This is a genomic window from Bradyrhizobium sp. JYMT SZCCT0180, from assembly GCF_018130165.1.
Taxonomy (GTDB): Bacteria; Pseudomonadota; Alphaproteobacteria; order Rhizobiales; family Xanthobacteraceae; genus Bradyrhizobium.
The window spans coordinates 150,420-171,839 of record NZ_JAFCLZ010000004.1 but is presented as its reverse complement, the minus strand read 5'-3'; the positions used below and the strand labels follow the sequence as shown (position 1 = coordinate 171,839).

General features: G+C 63.2%; 20 protein-coding genes. 13 read left to right on the top strand and 7 right to left on the bottom strand.

The window, feature by feature from the left end:
* Positions 1-312 precede the first annotated feature (312 nt).
* Positions 313-768, top strand: a complete 456-nt coding sequence (gene irrA / locus JQ641_RS07760; RefSeq protein WP_283813786.1) for an iron response transcriptional regulator IrrA — start codon at positions 313-315, stop codon at positions 766-768.
* A gap of 106 nt (positions 769-874) precedes the next feature.
* On the opposite strand, the gene JQ641_RS07755 is transcribed toward irrA, so the two are convergent.
* On the bottom strand, positions 875-1,402 hold the full coding sequence (locus JQ641_RS07755) for an SH3 domain-containing protein (protein WP_211995408.1): 528 nt from the start codon (positions 1,400-1,402) through the stop codon (positions 875-877).
* 444 nt (positions 1,403-1,846) lie between these two features.
* Between JQ641_RS07755 and JQ641_RS07750 the strand changes: the two genes are divergently transcribed.
* From JQ641_RS07750 to JQ641_RS07740, 3 genes are all read left to right on the top strand, one after another.
* On the top strand, positions 1,847-2,848 hold the full coding sequence (locus JQ641_RS07750) for a 2-hydroxyacid dehydrogenase (RefSeq protein WP_192736258.1): 1,002 nt from the start codon (positions 1,847-1,849) through the stop codon (positions 2,846-2,848).
* Between the two features lie 19 nt (positions 2,849-2,867).
* Positions 2,868-3,539, top strand: a complete 672-nt coding sequence (locus tag JQ641_RS07745; RefSeq protein WP_211995407.1) for a nucleoside/nucleotide kinase family protein — start codon at positions 2,868-2,870, stop codon at positions 3,537-3,539.
* Positions 3,540-3,675: 136 nt separating this feature from the next.
* A complete protein-coding gene (locus JQ641_RS07740; protein ID WP_211995406.1) occupies positions 3,676-3,831 on the top strand; it encodes a hypothetical protein in 156 nt (51 codons plus the stop codon).
* A gap of 124 nt (positions 3,832-3,955) precedes the next feature.
* On the opposite strand, the gene JQ641_RS07735 is transcribed toward JQ641_RS07740, so the two are convergent.
* A complete protein-coding gene (locus tag JQ641_RS07735) occupies positions 3,956-4,876 on the bottom strand; it encodes a LysR family transcriptional regulator (RefSeq protein WP_211995405.1) in 921 nt (306 codons plus the stop codon).
* A gap of 121 nt (positions 4,877-4,997) precedes the next feature.
* On the opposite strand from JQ641_RS07735, the gene JQ641_RS07730 reads away from it, so the two are divergent.
* The 3 genes from JQ641_RS07730 to JQ641_RS07720 all read left to right on the top strand — a co-directional run bounded on the left by JQ641_RS07730 (position 4,998) and on the right by JQ641_RS07720 (position 6,907).
* Positions 4,998-5,999, top strand: a complete 1,002-nt coding sequence (locus tag JQ641_RS07730) for an aldo/keto reductase (protein ID WP_211995404.1) — start codon at positions 4,998-5,000, stop codon at positions 5,997-5,999.
* A 146-nt stretch (positions 6,000-6,145) separates the two neighbouring features.
* Positions 6,146-6,361: a hypothetical protein gene (locus JQ641_RS07725; RefSeq protein WP_211995403.1), complete on the top strand. Its 216-nt coding sequence runs from the start codon at positions 6,146-6,148 to the stop codon at positions 6,359-6,361.
* Between the two features lie 117 nt (positions 6,362-6,478).
* Complete coding sequence (locus JQ641_RS07720; protein ID WP_211995402.1) at positions 6,479-6,907, top strand: hypothetical protein; 429 nt, start codon at positions 6,479-6,481, stop codon at positions 6,905-6,907.
* Between the two features lie 120 nt (positions 6,908-7,027).
* Here JQ641_RS07720 and JQ641_RS07715 read toward each other — a convergent pair whose 3' ends face one another.
* Positions 7,028-7,828 (bottom strand): HesA/MoeB/ThiF family protein, encoded by an 801-nt coding sequence (locus JQ641_RS07715; protein WP_211995554.1) that lies wholly within the window; start codon positions 7,826-7,828, stop codon positions 7,028-7,030.
* Positions 7,829-8,092: 264 nt separating this feature from the next.
* On the opposite strand from JQ641_RS07715, the gene JQ641_RS07710 reads away from it, so the two are divergent.
* Positions 8,093-9,466 (top strand): serine protease, encoded by a 1,374-nt coding sequence (locus JQ641_RS07710; protein ID WP_211995401.1) that lies wholly within the window; start codon positions 8,093-8,095, stop codon positions 9,464-9,466.
* Between the two features lie 20 nt (positions 9,467-9,486).
* Here JQ641_RS07710 and JQ641_RS07705 read toward each other — a convergent pair whose 3' ends face one another.
* From JQ641_RS07705 to mutM, 4 genes are all read right to left on the bottom strand, one after another.
* Positions 9,487-11,589 (bottom strand): HAMP domain-containing methyl-accepting chemotaxis protein, encoded by a 2,103-nt coding sequence (locus JQ641_RS07705; protein ID WP_211995400.1) that lies wholly within the window; start codon positions 11,587-11,589, stop codon positions 9,487-9,489.
* 203 nt (positions 11,590-11,792) lie between these two features.
* Positions 11,793-13,472 carry a gamma-glutamyltransferase gene (ggt, locus tag JQ641_RS07700; RefSeq protein ID WP_211995399.1) on the bottom strand — a complete coding sequence of 560 codons (1,680 nt, stop codon included), beginning with the start codon at positions 13,470-13,472 and terminating at the stop codon, positions 11,793-11,795.
* Positions 13,469-14,041: a GNAT family N-acetyltransferase gene (locus JQ641_RS07695; RefSeq protein ID WP_211995398.1), complete on the bottom strand. Its 573-nt coding sequence runs from the start codon at positions 14,039-14,041 to the stop codon at positions 13,469-13,471. Before JQ641_RS07695 ends, ggt begins: the two co-directional genes overlap by 4 nt.
* Positions 14,042-14,072: 31 nt before the next feature.
* Positions 14,073-14,966, bottom strand: coding sequence for a bifunctional DNA-formamidopyrimidine glycosylase/DNA-(apurinic or apyrimidinic site) lyase (gene mutM, locus JQ641_RS07690; protein ID WP_211995397.1), 894 nt, complete (start codon positions 14,964-14,966; stop codon positions 14,073-14,075).
* Between the two features lie 79 nt (positions 14,967-15,045).
* On the opposite strand from mutM, the gene ubiE reads away from it, so the two are divergent.
* From ubiE to JQ641_RS07665, 5 genes are all read left to right on the top strand, one after another.
* Positions 15,046-15,807 carry a bifunctional demethylmenaquinone methyltransferase/2-methoxy-6-polyprenyl-1,4-benzoquinol methylase UbiE gene (gene ubiE, locus JQ641_RS07685; RefSeq protein ID WP_211995396.1) on the top strand — a complete coding sequence of 254 codons (762 nt, stop codon included), beginning with the start codon at positions 15,046-15,048 and terminating at the stop codon, positions 15,805-15,807.
* Positions 15,804-17,378: a 2-polyprenylphenol 6-hydroxylase gene (ubiB, locus tag JQ641_RS07680; RefSeq protein ID WP_211995395.1), complete on the top strand. Its 1,575-nt coding sequence runs from the start codon at positions 15,804-15,806 to the stop codon at positions 17,376-17,378. Before ubiE ends, ubiB begins: the two co-directional genes overlap by 4 nt.
* Positions 17,379-17,433: 55 nt before the next feature.
* Positions 17,434-18,882 carry a bifunctional phosphopantothenoylcysteine decarboxylase/phosphopantothenate--cysteine ligase CoaBC gene (coaBC, locus tag JQ641_RS07675; RefSeq protein WP_211995394.1) on the top strand — a complete coding sequence of 483 codons (1,449 nt, stop codon included), beginning with the start codon at positions 17,434-17,436 and terminating at the stop codon, positions 18,880-18,882.
* Complete coding sequence (gene dut / locus JQ641_RS07670) at positions 18,879-19,337, top strand: dUTP diphosphatase (protein WP_211995393.1); 459 nt, start codon at positions 18,879-18,881, stop codon at positions 19,335-19,337. Before coaBC ends, dut begins: the two co-directional genes overlap by 4 nt.
* A gap of 127 nt (positions 19,338-19,464) precedes the next feature.
* Positions 19,465-21,264, top strand: coding sequence for an alkaline phosphatase family protein (locus tag JQ641_RS07665; RefSeq protein ID WP_211995392.1), 1,800 nt, complete (start codon positions 19,465-19,467; stop codon positions 21,262-21,264).
* Positions 21,265-21,420: the final 156 nt, after the last annotated feature.

Below are 21,420 nucleotides of genomic sequence, written 5' to 3'. Positions count from 1 at the left end.
CCGTTTCCCGCAAATTGGCGCTACTTAGGGTGCCACCGGCAAATGTCCCTGCCGAATATGCATATGTGGTCCGCGCGCTCTGTAACATAGGCCTTGGCGGGCGGCAAAGCACTGGATACGGGCTAAAAACACCATGTCCCTTCGTGGGTTCCGCCTTAACCTTGGGATCGTTCTAGTTGCGAAAAACTTGCATCTAAAGGATTTCCTTTTATATTGGGCAAGATTATTGCCCAAGTTTGTCAGCGTGGTACCGAAGTGGAAATGAACGACCAGGTCTCGACTGTGAACGACGACGCCGCTGACCTAGCTGCGATGGATCCGGCCGCCCGTGCCGCCGGACATCAACCGGCGTTGACCGGCTGTCCCTGGCATGACGTCAACGAAATGCTGCAAGCTGCCGGCCTGCGGCCGACCCGCCAGCGCATGGCGCTCGGCTGGCTGCTGTTCGGCAAGGGCGCGCGGCATCTGACCGCTGAAATGCTGTACGAGGAAGCGACGCTGGCCAAGGTGCCGGTCTCGCTCGCCACCGTCTACAACACCCTCAACCAGCTCACCGATGCCGGCCTGCTGCGCCAGGTCAGCGTTGACGGCACCAAGACCTATTTCGACACCAACGTGACGGCGCATCACCACTTCTATCTCGAGAACAACCACGAGCTGGTCGACATTCCCGATCCGCATCTGGTGCTGTCGCGGATGCCGGACGTGCCCGAAGGCTACGAAATCGCCCGCGTCGACATGGTCGTGCGGCTGCGCAAGAAGCGCTGATTGATCTGTCATACGCGGGCTTGACCCGCGTATCCATCAATCTTCATCAAAAGCATTTTCTTGAGCGGATGGGTTGCCGGGTCAAGCCCGGCAACGACAAGGTGGATCAATCCACCTTCTCGTCGGCGTAGACGCCCCACAGCCGCTGCTGTTCGATCCAGCCGTCAAACCCGTTGCCGATGACGCGGCACCAGCCGGCGGAGCATTTCTTGACCTGGGCGACGACGCCGGCCTGCAGGCGCGCGGCGACCGCGCTGGACGGATCGGCGCGATCGTAGAGCGGCGCGAGTTCGTCCTTGGTCTTCATGGTGACGACGGCGGTGCGGCGGCCCGACAGCAGGGAGTGATAGACCCAGCCCTCGGCGCCTTCGGAATCGCGCACCCGGCGCCAGTTCTCGAATTCAGCTGTTATTTCGACCGGCAGGCCGGAGCGGGTGTAAACCCAGGCGACGTCATTGTCCTTGGTCGGACCGGCTCTGACGTTCACATGATCGGATTTGAGGCTGACATAACGCGGCACCGGGAGGCCGCTGGTGGTGGAGCCTGCTTCCTTGGCTGAAAAACCTGTGCTGACCGACGCGCCCAGCATGCATCCTGCCAGCACCGCCATCGAACAGAAACGCCCCAACGCCATCAACTCGTCTCCTGCCGAAAACCTCTCAACTCGAATTCTTCGAGTTGAAACAATCCACTCAACGCCTGAAGCCCAAGACCCTTAAACCCAAGATCCTTAAACCCAAGACCCTTAAACTCAGGTCCCCCTGTGCCCGCTTGGTCGCAACTCGGATTGTCGTTCCCGAGGGGTTCTTGTCTTGGCCCGGCCTTCTGCTAGAGAGGACGGAACGCTTGAGAACCAGAACGCCCGAATTTCCCTGATTACCTTGACCCTTCCCCTGGCAGCCCCAAGGTAAGGACCGGGGAACCCGAGGAAGCTTTCAGGAAACCAAAGGAAACGACCAGGTAGCCGTTCGAACCGCGCAGCGAATGCAGTGTCGAACAACCAGGTTAATGAGGCCTCAACGGCGAAGCTTCTGACTCGTCAAAGGTTGGGCGAGCCATTGCCTCATGAGAGCAGGACATGTCGGTTAAGAAAAAGCCTCTCGTCGTCGTCACCCGCAAACTCCCGGACTCGATCGAGACCCGGATGCGCGAACTGTTCGATGCGCGCTTAAATCTCGACGATACGCCGATGACGCCGGAACAGATCGCCGAGGCGGTCCGTACCGCCGACGTGCTGGTGCCGACCGTGACCGACCTGGTCAACGAGGAAATTCTCAAGCAGCCCGACTGCAAGCTGCGGATGATCGCCAATTTCGGCAATGGCGTCGACAATATCGACGTCACGGCGGCGCATGCGCGCGGCATCACCGTGACCAACACGCCGAAAGTTTTGACCGAAGACACCGCCGACATGACCATGGCGCTGATCCTCGCGGTGCCGCGGCGGCTGATCGAGGGCGCCTCTATCCTCACCGACGGCAAGAACTGGCCGGGCTGGTCGCCGACCTGGATGCTCGGCCATCGCATCGGCGGCAAGCGCCTCGGCATCATCGGCATGGGCCGCATCGGCCAGGCGGTGGCGCGCCGGGCGCGCGCCTTCGGCCTGCAGATCCACTATCACAACCGCCGCCCCGTCGCCCCCGTGATCGCCGACGAATTGGGCGCGACCTATTGGGAAAGCCTCGACCAGATGCTGGCGCGGATGGACATCATCTCGGTGAATTGTCCGCACACCCCGGCGACGTTCCACCTGCTGTCGGCGCGGCGCTTAAAACTGATCCGGAAAGAGGCCTATATCGTCAACACCGCGCGCGGCGAGGTGATCGACGAGGATACGCTGATCAAGCTGATCGAAGGTGGCGAGATCGGCGGCGCCGGGCTCGACGTCTACGAGCATGAGCCCGCCGTCAATCCAAAACTGGTTCGGCTGGCCAAGGCCGGCAAGGTCACGCTGCTGCCGCATATGGGCTCGGCCACGATCGAAGGCCGCGTCGAGATGGGCGAGAAGGTGATCATCAATATCAGGACCTTCCTCGACAACCACAAGCCGCCGGACCGCGTGCTGCCCAGCATGCTGTGAGGCGGCCACCGAGGATGATGTGAGCGAAGCCCACGCATCGCTGCTGAACCGTCTCGCCGCCGCCATCGTCGCACGACATCCCACGCGAATCATTCGCGTCGCGATCGATGGCGTCGATGGCGCGGGCAAGACCACGCTGGCGGATGCGCTGGCGCCGCTCGTAGCAGCCCAAGGCCGCCCGACGATCCGTGCCTCGGTCGATGACTTCCATCACCCCCGCGCCGTTCGTTATGCGCGGGGGCGCTACTCGCCGGATGGCTTTTATCTCGACTCATACGACTACGATTCATTTCGGACGCTGTTGCTCGATCCCTTGAGCCCCAGTGGCTCCGGTCGATACGTCGCAAGACGTTTTGATCTCGAAAACGACCGGCCGTTTGAACCGGTCACGCAGCAAGCGCCGCCGACCGCCGCGCTGATCGTTGACGGCATCTTCCTGCACCGTCCCGAGCTTCGCGCTTATTGGGACCTCTCGATATTTCTGAAGGTCGACTTCAATGTCTCGGTGCCGCGCGGCGCACAGCGTGTCCCGACTCTTGACGCGGCCGATCCTGTTTCGCCGTCGAACCAACGCTATGTCGGCGGCCAGCAGCGATACCTGAGCGAGTGTGACCCGGAACAACGCGCCGCTATCGTGATCGGCTACAACGACCTGCGCGAGCCGCAGGTATTGAAGTGGCCGCAGGCATAGCCCGGCGCTTTGCTCACCGGACACGCCATTTCAGCCTGTCACCTGCGGAACAGCGATCCGCTCCGGTCTCAGGCATTCTCCAAATCACAGGAAACGAACGCGGTGGTCGCGCTCACCTGCCAGATGGAGAACTGCCATGAATACCCAGAACGCTCAGAACGCTCAGATCGATGCGCTTTCCGACCAGGAACTCAACGCCGTGTCCGGTGGCAAGGACCGGGTTCAGGTGACCAAGGAGCAGTATGAACAGATCCTCGAGGTTCGGATGATGTTCGCCAGCCTCAAGAAGTAAGCAAGAGTGCCTTGAGCGGATCAGTCGCTTTCACGCCTTGGCCCATACGAGTGCGGCGGATCAGGCCTCATGGCCGGTCCGCCGGACTTGTACTTGCAAAGTATGTAACTCTCTCCAGCGGAAGCTACGCCGTCTTTCCCTTCCGTCTCTCGCGCTTGCGCCATTCCCCGACAAACGAGACGAATGCGCCTAGCGCCGGCGGCGGCTGGCGGCGGCTCGGGTAGTACAGAAACGGTCCGGGAAACGGCGCGCACCAGTCGTCGAGCACGCTGACCAGTGCACCAGATTTGATGCCAAAGCGTACATAACCTTCAAACGTCAACCAGAAGCCGATCCCATCATGGACGGCGCGCAGCGCGAGGCCGAGATAGGTCGCAACCAGTTTTGCCGGCGGCGAAACCACCACGACACGTCCCGCCTTCTCGAATTCCCAATCCAGCATGGCGCCGCTGCCGAAGCGGGTGCGGATGCAGGCGTGATCGAGCAGATCCTTCGGCTGCATCGGCTTGCCGTGTCGCGCCACATATTCCTTCGATGCCACCACCGCGTAGCGCTGCGGCGCCCCGAGCGAAACCGCAATCATGTCCTGTGCCAGATGCTCGCCGTAGCGCACGCCGGCGTCGAAACCGCCGGCGACGATATCGACGAATGCACTCTCGCCGACGATCTCCAGTTCGATCTGCGGATACTTTGCAAGAAACGGCGCGACCATCGGGGCCAGCACGAGGTCGATCGCCGGCGGCGGCGCATTGATCCGCAAGCGGCCGGAAGGCACGCCGCGCAGACCGCGCACCTGATCCAGCGCGTCGCCGACATCCGACATCGCCGGCCCGACCCGGGCCAGCAGCAGCTCGCCGGCTTCGGTCAATGCAACGCTGCGGGTGGTGCGGTTCATCAGGCGGACGCCAAGCCGCTCCTCCATGTCGCGCAGCCGCTGGCTGAGACTCGAGACGGAGACGCGCTGCTCGATCGCGGCGCGCCGGAAATTCCGGGTGCGTGCCACGGCGACGAAGGCATCGAGATCGCGGAGGTCAAAATCCTGCATTGTTCGGTATACTGAACAAGCTATTTAGCATTGTCCAGCTTATCGCTGTAATCGCGATCGGCCATACCAGCCTCGTCAACCCGGCGCGGGAATCCCGGCCGCCAACACGAGGAGAGCCACCATGGAACAACGCAAACTCGGCAAAACCGGCCCCAACGTCGCCGCCATCGGTCTCGGCTGCATGGGCATGTCGGACTTTTATGGTCCGGCCGACCGCGGCGAGAGCATCGCCACCATTCATGCCGCGCTCGACGCCGGCATCACCCTGCTCGACACCGGCGATTTCTATGGCATGGGCCACAACGAATTGCTGATCCGCGAGGCGCTCGCCGGCAGCAGCCGCGACAATCTGCAGATCAGCGTCAAGTTCGGCGCGTTGCGCGATCCCGCGCGCGGCTTTATCGGAATGGACGGCCGCCCCGCGGCGGTGAAGAATTTCATCGCCTATTCGCTGCAGCGGCTCGGCGCCGATCACATCGACATCTACCGGCTGGCGCGGCTCGATCCGGCGGTACCGATCGAGGACACGATCGGTGCGATCGCCGACATGATCAAGGCTGGCTATGTCAGGCATATCGGCCTGTCCGAAGTCGGCTCCGACACCATCCGTCGCGCCCATGCCGTGCATCCGATCGCCGATCTGCAGATCGAATATTCGCTGATCTCGCGCGGCATCGAGGACGAAATCCTGCCGACCTGCCGCGAACTCGGTATCGGCGTCACCGCCTATGGCGTGCTGTCGCGTGGCCTGATCAGCGGACACTGGTCGAAGAACACTTCCGGCCAGCAGGATTTCCGCCAGATGGGCCCACGCTTCCAGGGCGCCAATCTCGACGCCAATCTGGCGCTGGTCGAGCCGCTGCGCGCGGTCGCCGCCGAACTCGGCGTATCGGTGGCGCAGGTCGCGATTGCCTGGGTCGCGGCGCAGGGCACCGATATCGTGCCGCTGGTCGGCGCCCGCCGCCGCGACCGTCTGACGGAGGCGCTTGGCGCGCTCGATGTGAGGCTTCCCGCGACGCATCTGGCCAAGCTCGCGAAGGCATTCCCGCCGGATGCAGCCGCCGGCACGCGTTATGCGGCGGAGCAAATGGCCCATCTGGACAGCGAGAAGAAGCGGGCCTGAACGCAACCGCACGAGTTCCTCGCGCCCCCACTCGCCGGCGCGCGAGGGTTCCGTGAGCAAAATCACGGTAACTCATCCACTCTGTCCCTAGCCTCCTGTAGCAGCCGAAGCGGATGGCCCCTTCGTCTCGCAACAGGAGAAGACAGATGAAGAAGTCCGACATTAACGCAGTCGAGCCTGCGAAGCCCGCGCTCGAAGCACCGGTCCAGCTCACCCCGGAGCAGCTTGAAATCGTCGCAGCCGGTTTCAGAGCGGCACTAATCAACCGCGGATCGCTGGGCGATATCATCAAAGATATCACCATCTTCGGCAAATTTCCGATGCCGACGATGCCGGTGCCCACAAAGACGTACCAGTTCTGAATCGATCAAGAAACGAGATGGCGTTCGGCGCGTCGTGCGTCGGACGCCGTCCCGGATGACTTTTCATTCCAAGATAGACGCAGCTCACCCGGCACGCGCAGCGAGATAGAGGGTTTCATGTCCAAGGATTCAAAGAAACAGATCGACTGCCCGAGTTCGCAGGCGACCGATGAAGGCGCCCGAATCTTCGGCGTCATCACCGGCACGCCGGAGCAGCACCGGGTCGGATATCTCACCGAGACCGTGCCAATCTCCGAGCAGGTCCTTGCCCTTGCGGGAGATGCCAAGCCCACCGAACTCTTTCGCATCGCGGCGCCCTGCGCCGGCGGCGGCTGCAAGCATTTCAAGGGTAACACCTGCAGCTTGGCCAAACGGATCGTTGAAGGCGTCCCCGCTGTCGTGAACGCGCTTCCCGCCTGCGAGATTCGCCCCACCTGCCGCTGGTTCCGTCAGGAAGGCAAAGCGGCCTGCTTCCGTTGCCCGCAGGTCATGACGGATAAATCAAACGCGTCTGACTTCGAGAAGCAGATTGCCGACATCGACTAGAGCCTTTTCCGTTCCGATTGAATCGGAACGGGGCTCTATATTTTGTTTTGACGCGTTTTCTTAACGCGAACCGGGATCCACTTCGCTGGAAAACGCTTTAGGACGGACGTCGGCCAGTCCTCACCTATGCGCACTTAGATCAGTGATCGTGGGCGCATCGCCATTGAGCGGGTTCGCCGGATCACGCCGGTAGCGCAGGGTTTCGAATCGCATCGCGCGGGCATCGACCATCACCAGCCGTCCGACCAGGCTGTCGCCGAAGCCGACGATTTCGCGAATCGCTTCCAGCGCCATCATCGAGCCCAGCATGCCCGCAAGCGCCCCCATCACGCCGGCCTCGGCGCAGGCCGGCACCGTGCCCGGCGGCGGCGCCTCCGGAAACAGACAGCGATAGGTCGGATTGAACTCGCCGTCAGCGCCCCGTTCATGGGCGCGGATCGTGGTCAGCGATCCGTCGAACTGGCCGAGCGCCGCCGTGATCAGCGGCTTGGCCGCGAGGAAGCAGGCGTCGGAAACCAGATAGCGGGTTTCGAAATTATCTGACCCGTCGAGCACCAGATCATAGCCGCCGATCAGCGACATCGCGTTGCCGGCATCAAGCCGCACCGCATGCGCCTCGAAGTTGACATGCGGGTTGAGCGCGTCGATCTGCTGCGCGGCACTGTCGACCTTGCGCTTGCCGATATCGGGCGTGGTATGGATGATCTGGCGCTGCAAATTGGACAGCGAGACAATATCGTCATCGACCACGCCGAGCGTGCCGATGCCGGCGGCGGCGAGATACATCAGGACCGGGGCGCCGAGACCGCCGGCGCCGATCACCAGCACGGACGCCTCCTTCAGCGCGGTCTGGCCGGGGCCGCCGACTTCGCGCAGCACGATGTGGCGGGCATAGCGTTCGAGTTCTTCGGCGGTCAGCATGGTCGCGTTGAATCCTTCCACGTCACGTCTTTAGAACCCTCATGGTGAGGAGCGCGTCTTCGCGCGTCTCGAACCATGTGGCCCCAGTCGGGCCTTCATCCTTCGAGACGGCCGCTTCGCGGCCTCCTCAGGATGAGGACCTCAATCAGTCCCGTGAACCGGGGCGCTGTTGTTGCTGACCAAGCAGATGTGCTTAATTGACCCGAGGTCAATGATCGCTCCAATATTCCCTCCCGATTCCCTCAGTCTTCCCTGGGATTTGTCATGAGATCGGTGTTTTCAGCAACATTGATGGTCTCGGCCGCCATTTTCGCGAGCCTGGGATCGTCAGCTCAGGCCCAGTTGACGCCGCCCTCCACGGCCGGCGCCAAGCCGAAGCCGGTCACGACGGTGCCGATCCGCCCCGCGCTGCAGAAGCCCGAGGAGACCGCCAACGCGATGTCGCAGGCCGAACGGCTGGCGCTGCAATCCGACCTCGCCTGGGTTGGCCAGTACAATGGCGCGATCACCGGTGACGTCAGCGAGCGCATGGTCAAGGCAATCAAGGAATTCCAGAAGAGCCGCAACGGTAAGGAAACCGGCGTACTCAATCCGCAGGAGCGCGGCGTCCTCGCCGACACCGCCAGGAAGCGGCAGGAGAATGTCGGCTGGAAGATCGTCACCGATCCCCTCACCGGCGTGCGGCTCGGCATTCCCTCGAAGCTGGTGCCGCAGCAGGCCAGCGATGCCAACGGCACCAAATGGACCTCGCCGACCGGAACCATCCAGATTCAACTGGCACGGCGCAAGGAAGCGAGCCCCACCACGGCGAAGCTCGCCGAGCTGGAAAAGAAGGAAGCCCAGCGCAAGATCGACTACACGGTGGTGAAGCCGGACTTCTTCGTGCTCTCCGGCCTGCAAGGCCTGAAGAAGTTCTATGTGCGCGGCACCTTCAAGGGCGATGAAATCCGCATCCTCACCATCCTCTACGATCAGGCCACGGAAAACACCGTGGAGCCGGTGGTGATCGCAATGTCGAGCGCATTCAACGCGTTTCCAACCGGCCCGCAGGTCGCAGGCCCCCCGCCGCGCAAGACCGTGGAATATGGCACCGGCGTCGTGGTCAGCGACGACGGCGCGATCATCACCGACCGCCAGATCACCGACGGCTGCGTCGCGATCGCGATCGCCGGCTTCGGCAATGCCGACCGTGTGGCCGAGGACAAGGAGCATGATCTCGCTTTGCTGCGGATCTATGGCGCGCGCGGACTGAAGCCGCTCAACCTCGCGAGCCCGGCCTCGAAGACGGCGCTCGACCTGACCGGCATTGCCGATCCGCAGAACCAGGGAGGCGGCGGCGCGGTCAGCAGCGTCAAGGCTTCGGTCGCGCAGCTTGGCGGCAGCAGCGACGTTGCGTTGTCGCCGCCGCCCGCGCTCGGCTTTTCCGGCGCGGCCGCGCTCGACGGCGACGGCAAATTCGCCGGCATCGCGCTGCTGAAGCCGGTGGTCGTCGCAGGTCCGGCGAACGGCGCCGCACAGGCGGTGCTGGTGACATCGGATGCCGTGCGCGATTTCCTCAAGGCCAATGGCGTCACCGGCGCCAACGGATCACCGGACGCAAAAGCATCCGTAGTGCGCGTGATCTGCGTGCGGAAGTAGACTGACGACGTCAGTGCGTATCAGGCCGCCTTGATGTTGCTGAGGAAAGTTTCGACGTGGCTTCGCATCGTCTCGGACTGCCGCGATAATTCGCTGGACGCCTGCAGCACCTGATGCGCGGCGGCACCGGTGTCGCCGGCGGCTTGCTGAACGCCACTCACGTTCGACGAGATTTCGCCGGTGCCGAGTGCAGCCTGCTGTACGTTGCGGGCGATCTCCTGGGTTGCCGAGCCCTGTTCTTCCACGGCACCCGCAATCGCGGAGGCGATCTCGCTCATTTCGTTGATGGTCGCGGAGATCCCCTTGATGGCAGCGACGGCCTCGCTGGATGAAGCCTGGATCGACGAAACCTGAGCGTCGATCTGGTCGGTCGCCTTGGCGGTTTGTTCAGCCAGACTCTTGACCTCGGATGCCACCACGGCAAAACCACGGCCGGCCTCACCGGCACGCGCCGCCTCGATCGTCGCATTGAGCGCCAGCAGATTGGTCTGGCTGGCGATTTCGCTGATCAGCTTGACGACGTCGCCGATACTGGCAGCGTCCTTGAACAGACCCTGCACCGTCGCATTGGTGCGATCGGCCTCACCCACGGCCTTCTGCGCGATCGAGGCCGACTGCGCCACCTGACGGCTGATCTCGGTAACGGAACTGGCCAGCTCCTCCGACGCAGCCGCGACGGTTTGCACGTTCGTCGAAGCCTCCTCGGTCGCAGCTGCCACCGCGGTCGCCTGGTTGCTGGTCTCCTCAGCCGTCGCCGTCATCGACGACGCGGTCGCCTGCAGTTCGGTCGACGCCGACGCCACCGATCTCAACACGGTCGATATGTTGGCGTCGAACGTCTGCGTCAGTTCATTGACCCGCGCCGCCCGCGCCACGCGCGCGCTGATGGCTTCGGCTTCCTTTTCGGCGAGCTCCTTTGCCTTGATCATGTTCTCCTTGAAGATCAGGACCGCCCGCGCCATCAGGCCGATTTCGTCCTTCTTGTCGGTCGCCGGGATCGTGACCGAATGATCGCCGCCGGCAAGCTGGCCCATGGCGCCGACCATCTTCAGAATCGGCGGCACGATCGAACGGTTGGTCAGATACACGACAGTCGCCGCAACGCCGATGCCGACACCGAGCAGCACCCAGAGCAGCGTCATCAGGAAACTGGTTTCAGCGAGAACCGCCGCGCCGTCGCGCTTCAGATTGTCTTGCTGGCGCGCAACCATCCCGCCGGAACGCGATCCGGCGGCGCCCTTTGTTCCCGCGAAAATATCGAGCAGTTTGTTGGCGCGGGGGGCCGCCTCGTTGGTCAGGAACCACTGCGCCATGTTCCAGCGGTCCGAGGCGCGGATCTCGAACATCTTCTGCGGCATCGGCGCGAATTTGGCACGGGCATCGACCAGCGCGTCGAACGCCTTCTGCTGCTCGCTTGTCATTTCCGCGCGTCGCTTCGAGAGCGCCTCGAACTTTGTCTGGTTGAGCGCCCAGAGATCCTCAAACTCCTTCTTGAAGGCCATGTCCGCGGTCAGCAGATAGGCGCGGATCGCGCCGATCGCCATCGCCATGCTGCCGCGCATGTCTGCAAAACCGATCAGCAGGCTCTTGCGCGCATCCGTCGAGGCAATGCCGCCCTCCTCGTCGATGATCGACGTCGCCTTTTGCAGCATGAGTTTCGCCAGCGGCGCGGCCTCGGTGGCGAGAATCTTTGCTGCGGGTTGCTCGTCGATGGTGTGGGCAATTGCTTCGGCCTTGTCCTGCGCATTGCGCAACTCGTCGAGCAACGGCTTGGCCTGTCTCCAGTCCGACTTGTTCTGTTCCGAGGTCCAACGCGTTGAGAGGTTATCCATCTCCGCGCCATGGCGCTGAATGTCCTTCCAGAGCAACACGCGCTCGGCCTTGAATGTGTCGTTGCCGGTGATCAGCCAGCCGCGCAGCGAAGCGAGCGAGGCGTAAACTCCGGCCACCACGTCATTTGCGGCCATCGCTGTCGGCACGCGAAGATTGACGGTCCGCTCGGTGGATTCGTTGACGTTGCCAACCTTGACGATGGTGATGACGACCACGCATGCAAGCAATGCGCAGATCACGCTGAAGCCCAGGATCAAACGCCCACGAATATTCAGATTCAGAATTGCCATGGCGAAGCCCCTTTGTGCAGACCGATAGCTACCGGCAGCGCATCAGGGTGGGCATTAACCATGAAGAATGGAGAAACAGGCGGCCCGTACTAGTACGCAATTCCCGCCGCATCGACGGAATCGCACGAAAATATTTGCGCTATTTTCAACCACAACGAAAGTGCGGCAATCTTCGAATCCGAGAAATTGCGTCCACCGATTTGCTAGGCCAGCCCGAACCTCACGCCGGCGCGCGCAAGCCCGCCTGCGATGCCGATCGGTGTGCCGTCGGCGCGCCAGCAGGCTGCGCCCGACATCCGACCGTCGTCGTGGAATTGAATGGCGTTCATGCCACCGGCCACCGTCGGCACCGCCTGCACTCGGTGGCCCATCGATGTGAGTTTGGCGCGAACGCTTTCCGGCACCGCCGATTCGACTTCCAGCGCATTGCCCTCGGTCCAGACCCGCGGCGCCTCGACGGCTTCCTGCAGGCTCATGCCATGGTCGATCAGATTGATCAGCGCCTGCATCGCGCTCGGAAAGATCCGCTTTCCACCGGGCAGGCCGAGCGCATAGACCAGCTTGCCGTCGCGCAGCGCCATCATTGGCGACATCGAGGTGGTGACGCGCTTGCCGGGCGCCAGTGACAGCGCATGGCCGGGCCGGGGATCGTAGAGGTTCATGTAGTTGTTCGGGACGGTGCCGAGACCGGGGATCATGATCTTGGCGCCGAACAGATTGTTGATGGTCTGCGTGGTCGCGACCACGTTTCCAAACGCATCCGCCGCCGTCATATGCGTGGTGTGCGCGCCTTCGAGCTGCGCGACGCCGGCGCCCCTTTGCTGCGCGCGGCCGGGATCGATCGCGCGGCGGCGTTCCCCGGCATAGGCCTTCGACGTCAGCCGCTCCACCGGCACGTTGATGAAGTCAGGATCGCCGCTGGCGGCCGCGCGATCGGCAAAAGCGATCTTCAGCACTTCGGCGAGATAGTGAATCGTCTCCGCAGAGCCGAAGCCGAGCCTGGCGATATCGTAGCCTTCGAGAATGTTGAGCATCTGGGCGATGTGCACGCCGGAGGCCGCGGGCGGCGGCGGTCCCTGAATTTCCCAGCCGCGATAATCGGCGCGGATCGGCTGGCGCTCGACGGTCCTGTAGACGGTGAGGTCTTCGCGGCTGATGAAGCCGCCATGCGCTTTCATATAGTCGACCAGGATATCGCCGAGCGGTCCCTGGTACAGCGCCGCCGCGCCGTGCTGCGAAATGTGGGTCAGCGTCTGCGCATATTCCGACTGTACCACGCGCTCGCCGGCCTTCAGCGGCGTCCCCTTGGGCAGAAAGACCGCCGAGATCGCCTTGTCCTTCAGCATGTCAGTCGCGCTATCGCTGATGCATTCGTGCAGATAGGGCGTCGCGGCATAGCCGCGCGAGGCGTGCTTGATCGCGGGCTGCATCACGTCGGCAAGGCTCATGGTGCCGAACCTTTGCAGCGTCTCGCACCAGGCTTTCAGCGATCCCGGCGTCGCGACCGCTTTCGGGCCATTGAGATTTTCATCGCCGACGGTGTCGAACACGTCATGCGCCGAACCCGGTTTTGATTTGTAAGTGTCGGGACGGACCGACAGCGGCACGGTGCTCTGGCCGTCGATGAAGCGATGGCTGCCGTCGGCGAGGCGAATATGTGCCATGCCGCCGCCGATGATGCCGACCATCATCGGCTCGACCACCGTCAGTGTGAACAGCGTCGCGATCGCCGCATCGATGGCGTTGCCTCCGGCCGCCAGCATCTCGGCGCCCGCGCTCGAAGCCAGCGGATGATTGCTCACCACCATGCCGCGGCTGGAAGTCGCCGGCTGCTTCTGACATTGAAAAGTAGTGGCCGCGCGATCCCGCCAGTTGCTGGTCATGGTGTTTCCCGTTTCGTTGGAGCCAGGCGCAGCCAGTTTTCGCGCGTCACGCGCCATTTTTCCGATTTCGACTGGCCGTTGTGATGCGCGAGTTCGATGTAGCCAACGAACTCGGCGCCGGTCTTTTGCTTGACGCGGCGGGACGCTTCATTGGAAACCACGTTGCAAACGTAGAACTGCTCGATAGCGAGCGTGTTGAAGGCAAAATCGTTTATGGCCGAGATGGCCTCGGTCATCAGCCCGCGATTCCAATAGGGCTCGGCGAGCCAGAATCCCCGGTTGCCTTTCGGGCTGTCCGCCGACGGTCGAAAGTGGATGTTGCCGATGGCCTCGCCGTCGCCCGCTCGCAATACCAGGACCCAATGATAGAGTTCTTCGCCCGCGGCGATTGCTTCCAGCTGAGCCCTGACAAAGCTTTCCGCGCCGTCGTCCGGATATGGCCAGGGCACGACGGATGCGAGATTCCGGATAATGTTCCAGTTGTTGAAATGGCGCTGGATCGCCGGCGCGTCGTATAGCGCGAGCGGTCGCAGGATCAGTCGCGAGGTCTGGATCGTCGGGGTGTTCATGATGTCGATGCCGCGACGTGGACGTTCGTGATTACTTCTGGCATTTCGGGCACCAGAAGGTCGAGCGGCCGTTCTGGACGAAGCGCCGCACGACGCCGCCGCAGCGCGCGGTCTGGCATTTCTCGCCCTCGCGGTCATAGACCTGGAACGAGTGCTGGAAATATCCGAGTTCGCCTGAGGTCTGGCGATGGTCGCTGATCGAGGAACCGCCGGCCTTGATCGCCTGGTTCAAGACATCGTGGATCGAGCCCACCAGACGCTTGGCATGATCCGTCGGCTCGGCCTTCTTCGTCGCCAGGGTCGCAGCCAGCCGGCGCGGCGACAGATGCGCGCGATAGAGCGCTTCGCAGACATAGATGTTGCCAAGTCCCGCCACCACGCGCTGGTCGAGCAAGGCGGCCTTCAGGCTGGTTTTCTTGTTGTGGCAGGATTGCGCCAGCATCGTCGCGTCAAATTCATTGCCGAGCGGTTCGGGACCGAGCCCTTTCAGCAGCGGCTCCTCCTCCAGCGCGTTGCGGGCGATGATCTTCATGTAACCGAAGCGGCGCGGATCGTTGAACACGACAGAGGCGCCCGATGACATGTGGAACACGACGTGATCATGGGCGCGGTCTTCGCTGCGCGGCAGATGGAATTGGCCCGGTGTGTTCTCGCCTGTGCTGTTGGCAGCGTTTTCCAGCACGCGAAACGAGCCCGACATGCCCAGATGCATCAGCAGCACGTCGCCCGAGGTCAGGTCCGCCATCAGATATTTGGCGCGGCGGCCAAGGCCGGTCACGGTCTGGCCCTCCAGCCGCGCGATAAAGTCTTTTTGAAAGGGAAACCGCAGATCTTTCCGCCGGGCTTCCGCCTTGACGATTTTTGACCCCTCCATGGCGGGTTGCAGGCCGCGGCGGACGGTCTCAACTTCGGGTAATTCAGGCATGCAGGTATTCACCTTATGAAGGTGACGTGATAGCGCCATTGCGGCGGGCGCGCTATGGTCAGGCCATGGAGATAAGTTGATGGATCGGCCGGACCAAACGACGCATTTTGGCTTCAGGGACGTCCCCCTTGGGGACAAGCAGACGCTGGTGAATGACGTGTTTCACAGCGTGGCGTCGCGCTATGATTTGATGAACGATCTGATGTCTGGCGGCCTGCACCGGGCCTGGAAGGACATCATGATCAACAAGCTCAATCCGCCAAAGGGCGATGCGCCGTTCGCGCTGCTGGATGTTGCCGGTGGCACCGGCGATATCGCGTTCCGCGCCGCCAAGGCGGCAGGCACCGGCTTCCGCGCCACGGTCTGCGACATCAATACCGAGATGCTCGGCGTCGGCCGCAACCGTGCATTGGCGCAGCATCTCGACCAGCAGGTTTCGTTCGTCGAGGGCAATGCCGAGGCGCTGGAATTCCCGGATCGCGCGTTCGACGCCTATACGATCGCGTTCGGCATCCGCAACGTGCCGCGGATCGATGCCGCGCTGAAGGAAGCCTACCGCGTGCTGAAGCCCGGAAGCCGATTCCTGTGCCTGGAATTCTCCACCGTCGATGTGCCCGGGCTCGACCGGCTCTATGACTTCTTCTCGTTCAAGGTGATCCCGCCGCTCGGCCGCGCCGTGACCGGCGACGCCGACTCCTACCAATACCTCGTCGAATCGATCCGGAAATTTCCGAGGCCCAACGCCTTTGCCGAGATGATCAGCGCCGCCGGCTTCTCACGGGTGAAATGGGAAAGCCTCTCCGGCGGTATCGTGGCGCTGCATTCGGGCTGGCGTTTGTGATTTCTGCGGCGACCCACATCGCGCGGCTTGTCCGCGCCGGCTTTGTGTTCGCACGCGAGGGCGTGTTCGGCGTTGTCGATCCGAGCCTGGTGCCGCCGCCCGGGCAACTTGCGCTCAAGCTGGCGCGGATCATCGAGCGGCCCGGCGCCAAATCCGGCCCACGGCTGTCGCGGGCGCTGACCCGGCTTGGCCCCGCCTATCTCAAGCTCGGACAATTCCTGGCGACGCGGCCCGACGTGGTCGGCGTTGCGATGGCGCGCGATCTGGAAGCCTTGCAGGACCGGCTGCCGCCGTTTTCACAGAGCGAGGCTGAGGCCGTCATCGCGACATCGCTGGAACGCCCTGTGGCGCAGGCGTTTGCGAGCCTCGGGCCGTCGGTTGCCGCTGCTTCTATCGCACAGGTGCATCGCGGTGAAGTCGAGCGCGACGGCGCGCGCAAGGCCGTTGCCGTCAAGGTGCTGCGCCCCAACGTCGCCGCACGCTTCCGCCGCGACCTCTCCGATTTCTTCTTTGTCGCGCACAATGCCGAAGCGCATTCGGCTGAAGCGCGCCGGCTGCGGCTGATCGAGGTCATCAACACGATGTCGCGCTCGGTCGCGATGGAGATGGATCTGCGGCTGGAAGCGGCGGCGATGTCCGAGATGGCGGAGAACACGCGCGACGATCCGGATTTCCGCGTGCCGGCGGTGGATTGGGACCGCACCACCCACAACGTACTGACGATGGAGTGGATCGACGGCATCGCGCTCAACGACCACGCGCGCCTCGAACAGTCGCAGGTCGACCTGCCCGATCTCGGGCGCAAGGTGATCCAGAGTTTCCTGCGCCACGCGCTGCGCGACGGCTTCTTCCATGCCGACATGCATCCCGGCAATCTGTTCCTCGATGAGGCCGGCCGGCTGGTCGCCGTCGATTTCGGCATCATGGGCCGGCTTGGGCCGAAAGAGCGGCGCTTCCTCGCCGAAATTCTTCTGGGCTTCATCACGCGCGACTATCGCCGCGTCGCCGAGGTGCATTTCGAGGCCGGCTATGTGCCCGGCCACCACTCGGTCGAGAATTTCGCGCAAGCGATCCGCGCGATCGGCGAGCCGATCCATAACCGCATCGCCGAAGACATCTCGATGGCGAAGCTGTTGACCTTGCTGCTCGAGGTCACCGGGCTGTTCGACATGCAGACCCGCCCCGAACTGATCCTGCTGCAAAAGACCATGGTGGTGGTCGAGGGCGTGGCGCGCGGCTTCGACCCCAAGCTCGATATCTGGAAGGTCGCCGATCCCGTGGTACGCGAATGGATCGAACGCAATCTCGGACCGATAGGGCGCATTCAGGGCGCGGTGTCCGGCGCGGGCGATCTTGGCCGCGTGCTGACGGGCCTGCCGGCCATCGCCACGCGTTCGGTGGCGGTGCTGGAGCAGCTGGAGAAGATGACCCGGGAGGGCGTCACATTGTCGCCGGAGACGATTGCGGCGCTGGGCCGGGCCGAGGGGCGCAAGAGCCGCTGGCGCACCGTGGCGCTCTGGATCATCGTGGCGACCTTCATCGGGATTCTGGTGGCCGTCCGGCAAATGTGATTGCAATGCATGCACCTTATGCTAGCATTGAGATCATGCCTGCCTGGAGCCACCCATGGCCAGCCTCACCATCCGAAAGCTCGACGACGCCGTAAAGGCCTATTTGCGGCTGCGATCGGCCGGCAACGGCCGCTCCGTGGAGGAAGAAGTCCGGGTCATCCTGGGCGAGCTGATCCAAGGCCGCCCCGAGTTTCCTGCCTCGACGTCTGGCTTCGTGGCGCCGCCCGCGGATGCCTCCGCGCGCGCGCCGGCGATCGCCGATGCGGCCAACCAGGCCAGCGTCACCTTGATCATCGGTGGCGGCATCGCCGCCTTCAAATCCCTCGAACTGATCCGGCGGCTGAAGGAGCGGCGCATCGAGGTCCGCTGCGTGCTGACCAAGGCGGCGCAGCAATTCGTCACGCCGCTGTCCGCGAGCGCGCTGTCGCATGAGCGCGTCTATACGGACCTGTTCGACCCCGGCAGCGAATTCGACGCCGGTCACATCCGTCTGGCGCGTGAATGCGATCTGATCGTGGTTGCGCCGGCGACGGCCGACCTGATGGCGAAGATGGCGCATGGCCATGCCAACGATCTCGCCAGCGCCATCCTGCTGGCTGCCGACAAGCCGATCCTGCTGGCACCGGCGATGAACCCCTTGATGTGGAACAACGCCGCCACCCGCCGTAACGTGCTGCAGCTTCGCCGCGACGGGGTCACCATGATCGGCCCCAATGCCGGCGAGATGGCCGAAACCAACGAGGCCGGCGTCGGACGGATGTCTGAGGCGGTGGAAATTGCCGCTGCCGCAGTCGACATTTTGCGTCCGCCGCGCCCGCGTCCGCTGTTGGGAAAACGCGTGCTGATAACAGCGGGCCCGACCCATGAGCCGATCGACCCGGTGCGCTATATCGCCAACCGCTCGTCGGGCAAGCAGGGGTTTGCGATCGCCGCCGCGGCGCGAGCCGCGGGCGCCGACGTGACGCTGGTGTCCGGCCCGGTGGACTTGCGCGATCCCGCAGGCGTGACGGTGATCCGGGTGGAATCGGCGCGCGACATGCTGCATCGGGTCGAGGCCGCACTGCCGGCGGATATCGCGATCTTCGCCGCTGCCGTGGCCGACTGGCGCGTCGCCAATGAAGGCGAACAGAAGTTGAAGAAGACATCGGCCGGCATGCCGCCGCTACAGCTGGTCGAAAATCCCGACATCCTGGCCACGATTTCAAAAATGAAGGACAAGCGCCCGCCGCTGGTGATCGGCTTCGCCGCCGAGACCGAGCATCTGATCGAAAATGCCAAAGCCAAGATCGCGCGCAAGGGCTGTGACTGGATCGTCGCCAATGACGTGTCGCCGGCAACCGGCGTGATGGGCGGCGACCGCAACACCGTGCACCTGCTGACGCGGGACGGCGCCAAAGTCGGCGACGACGAAATACAAGTGGACTCGTGGCCGGTCATGACGAAAGAACAGGTCGCGACCGAACTGGTGGCGCGGATCGCAAAATCACTGGAGAAGAATTCGTGAGCGCAACGGTCAAGGTCGACATCATGCAATTGCCGCACGCGGAGGGCCTGGCGCTGCCGGCCTATCAGAGCGCGGACGCCGCGGGGCTGGATCTGCTGGCGGCGGTGCCGGCGGAAACACCGTTGATCCTGTCGCCGGGCAAATATGCGATGGTGCCCACCGGCCTTGCCATCGCATTGCCCAGGGGATTCGAGGCGCAGGTGCGGCCGCGCTCTGGGCTGGCGGCAAAGCACGGCGTCACCGTCCTCAATACGCCCGGCACGGTGGATGCGGATTATCGCGGCGAGATCAACGTGATCCTGATCAACCATGGCGAGACGCCATTCCCGATCCGGCGCGGCGAGCGCATCGCGCAGATGGTGATCGCGCCGGTCACGCAGGCGCAACTGGTCCAGGTCGACACGCTATCGACCACCGAACGCGGCGCCGGCGGTTTTGGCTCGACCGGGCGTTAAGCCACTTCAACTCCGGCTGAATTGGTACGTTGCGCGGCAGCTTGCCGGGCCGTGAGGGCGCTTGGCGCAAACGGCGATGTCCCTCATACTGCGCTCCAATAATTCGCAATGCCGGGGGGGGGGCGCCATGGGGAAATCAATCGTCTGCGCGGTGTTCGCAATCCTGTCGGGCACGCTGCCATCCAATGCTCAACAGAACGTCATCCTGTTCGTCGCTGACGGTCTTCGAGCTGCGGCTGTCACGCCCGAGCGAGCCCCCACATTCGCCCGGATACGGGACACAGGTGTCAACTTCTCGAACAGTCATTCGGTCTATCCGACCATCACGACCTCGAACGCCTCGGTGATCGCGACCGGTCATCTGATCGGCGACACCGGAGATTTCGGCAACGTGTTCTACACAGGCTTTCCGGTTGCCAGCGCAGCCGGAACCATAACGCCTTTCATCCAGAACAATGCGGTGTTGAGTGAGCTGAACCAGCATCACGGCGGAAATTTCATTGCCGAGCGCTCGATCATGGCGGCGGCGCGTGACAAGGGCTACTTCACGGCCGCCCTCGGCAAGGTCGGGCCGGTGGCGATCCATGACCTCACCCAGCTCGACGGCAAGACCACGATTTTCTTCGACGACGATACCGGCAAGAAGGATGGCATCGTGTTGCGGCCGGATCTCGTCGAGATGCTCAAGAAGGCTGGACTAGCGCTGGAAACGCCGGGGCGCGCGCAGCGCGAAAATCCCGGCAAGGCTACCAATATCGTGCAGCAGAAATATTATCGCGACATCGTCACCAAGGTGCTGTTGCCGCATTTCAAGGAGAACAAGAAGCCGTTCATGCTGCTGTATTGGTCGTCCGACCCGGACGGCACCCAGCACTCCCAGCGCGACAGCGTCAATGAACTTGTTCCCGGCATCAACGGTCCGACCTCGCTTGCCGCAATCAAGGTGGCCGACGACGATCTTGCGGCGATCGTCGCTGCGCTCAAAGAACTTGGGCTCGAGGCCGACACCAACATCTTCATCACCGCCGACCACGGCTTCAGCACGGTGTCGAAGCAAAGCAAGACCAGTCCGGCTGCAAAACTGAAATACGACAATGTGCCCGAAGGGCAGTTGCCACCCGGCTTTCTTGCCATCGACCTTGCGCACGCTGTGGGCCTGCCGCTGCATGAGCCCTCCGCTCAAGGCGCTGGCATCGACTACAGGAGCGGGAGATACCCGCGCCGCGCCAGCGCTTCGATCGGCAACGATCCTGCCAAACCCGATATCGTGGTTGGCGCCAACGGAGGCAACGATCTCATCTATCTACCGCAGGACAACGCCAAGACCCTGGTGAGGCAGGTGGTCAAGGCGCTCCTGGCGCAAGACTACACCAGCGGCGTCTTCGTTCGGGATGACCTTGGACCGATTCCGGGAACCCTGCCGCTGAGCAGAGTGGGCCTCAAAGGGGGAGCGCGAACGCCGACGCCGGCCATCGTCGTCAATTTCCGCTCCGAAACGACGGGGTGTGATCAGCCGCTGTTTTGCAGCGTGACCGTATCCGATACCACCCTCTTGCAGGGGCAAGGCCATCACGGCAGCTTTAGCCGCGCCGACACCGGAAACTTCATGGCGGCCATCGGGCCTGCGTTCAAGACCGGCTTCAACGACACGGCCCCGGTCAGCAACGCCGATATCGCTCCGACGCTCGAGAAGATTTTGGGTGTCACCCTCCCGCCTATCGGCAAGCTGCGCGGCCGCGCGCTTACCGAAGCACTTCCCGGCGGGAAGCCCGCCCGGCCGTGGCGACAGGACGTTGTCTCGAAGCGAGGCGACAACGGCCTGCGCACCATCGTCAACATGCAGTTTGTCGGCCTGACACGCTACTTTGACGCCGCTGGCTTTCCAGGACGCACCGTCGGATTGAAGGTGCCGGCGAGCGCGAGGTGAAGAGGTGCTCTAGCAAGCGATGAGCCGGAACGTCGGCTTTGAGCGGGAGCGGTTATCCGCCCATTTTTGCACAGCCAGATTCACGTTCACGGTCTGGACTCTTACCCGCGGAGTCCCCTTGGGGATACTCTCACTCGATTCGTGCACGGCTGATGT

Excerpts from the sequence above, each read along its gene's own strand:
- irrA (WP_283813786.1), top strand. The coding sequence starts at position 313 with ATGGATCCGGCCGCCCGTGCCGCCGGACATCAACCGGCGTTGACCGGC.
- JQ641_RS07755 (WP_211995408.1), bottom strand. The coding sequence starts at position 1,402 with ATGGCGTTGGGGCGTTTCTGTTCGATGGCGGTGCTGGCAGGATGCATG.
- JQ641_RS07750 (WP_192736258.1), top strand. The coding sequence starts at position 1,847 with ATGTCGGTTAAGAAAAAGCCTCTCGTCGTCGTCACCCGCAAACTCCCG.
- JQ641_RS07740 (WP_211995406.1), top strand. The coding sequence starts at position 3,676 with ATGAATACCCAGAACGCTCAGAACGCTCAGATCGATGCGCTTTCCGAC.
- JQ641_RS07735 (WP_211995405.1), bottom strand. The coding sequence starts at position 4,876 with ATGCAGGATTTTGACCTCCGCGATCTCGATGCCTTCGTCGCCGTGGCA.
- JQ641_RS07730 (WP_211995404.1), top strand. The coding sequence starts at position 4,998 with ATGGAACAACGCAAACTCGGCAAAACCGGCCCCAACGTCGCCGCCATC.
- JQ641_RS07725 (WP_211995403.1), top strand. The coding sequence starts at position 6,146 with ATGAAGAAGTCCGACATTAACGCAGTCGAGCCTGCGAAGCCCGCGCTC.
- JQ641_RS07720 (WP_211995402.1), top strand. The coding sequence starts at position 6,479 with ATGTCCAAGGATTCAAAGAAACAGATCGACTGCCCGAGTTCGCAGGCG.
- JQ641_RS07715 (WP_211995554.1), bottom strand. The coding sequence starts at position 7,828 with ATGCTGACCGCCGAAGAACTCGAACGCTATGCCCGCCACATCGTGCTG.
- JQ641_RS07710 (WP_211995401.1), top strand. The coding sequence starts at position 8,093 with ATGAGATCGGTGTTTTCAGCAACATTGATGGTCTCGGCCGCCATTTTC.
- JQ641_RS07705 (WP_211995400.1), bottom strand. The coding sequence starts at position 11,589 with ATGGCAATTCTGAATCTGAATATTCGTGGGCGTTTGATCCTGGGCTTC.
- ggt (WP_211995399.1), bottom strand. The coding sequence starts at position 13,472 with ATGACCAGCAACTGGCGGGATCGCGCGGCCACTACTTTTCAATGTCAG.
- JQ641_RS07695 (WP_211995398.1), bottom strand. The coding sequence starts at position 14,041 with ATGAACACCCCGACGATCCAGACCTCGCGACTGATCCTGCGACCGCTC.
- mutM (WP_211995397.1), bottom strand. The coding sequence starts at position 14,966 with ATGCCTGAATTACCCGAAGTTGAGACCGTCCGCCGCGGCCTGCAACCC.
- ubiE (WP_211995396.1), top strand. The coding sequence starts at position 15,046 with ATGGATCGGCCGGACCAAACGACGCATTTTGGCTTCAGGGACGTCCCC.
- coaBC (WP_211995394.1), top strand. The coding sequence starts at position 17,434 with ATGGCCAGCCTCACCATCCGAAAGCTCGACGACGCCGTAAAGGCCTAT.
- JQ641_RS07665 (WP_211995392.1), top strand. The coding sequence starts at position 19,465 with ATGGGGAAATCAATCGTCTGCGCGGTGTTCGCAATCCTGTCGGGCACG.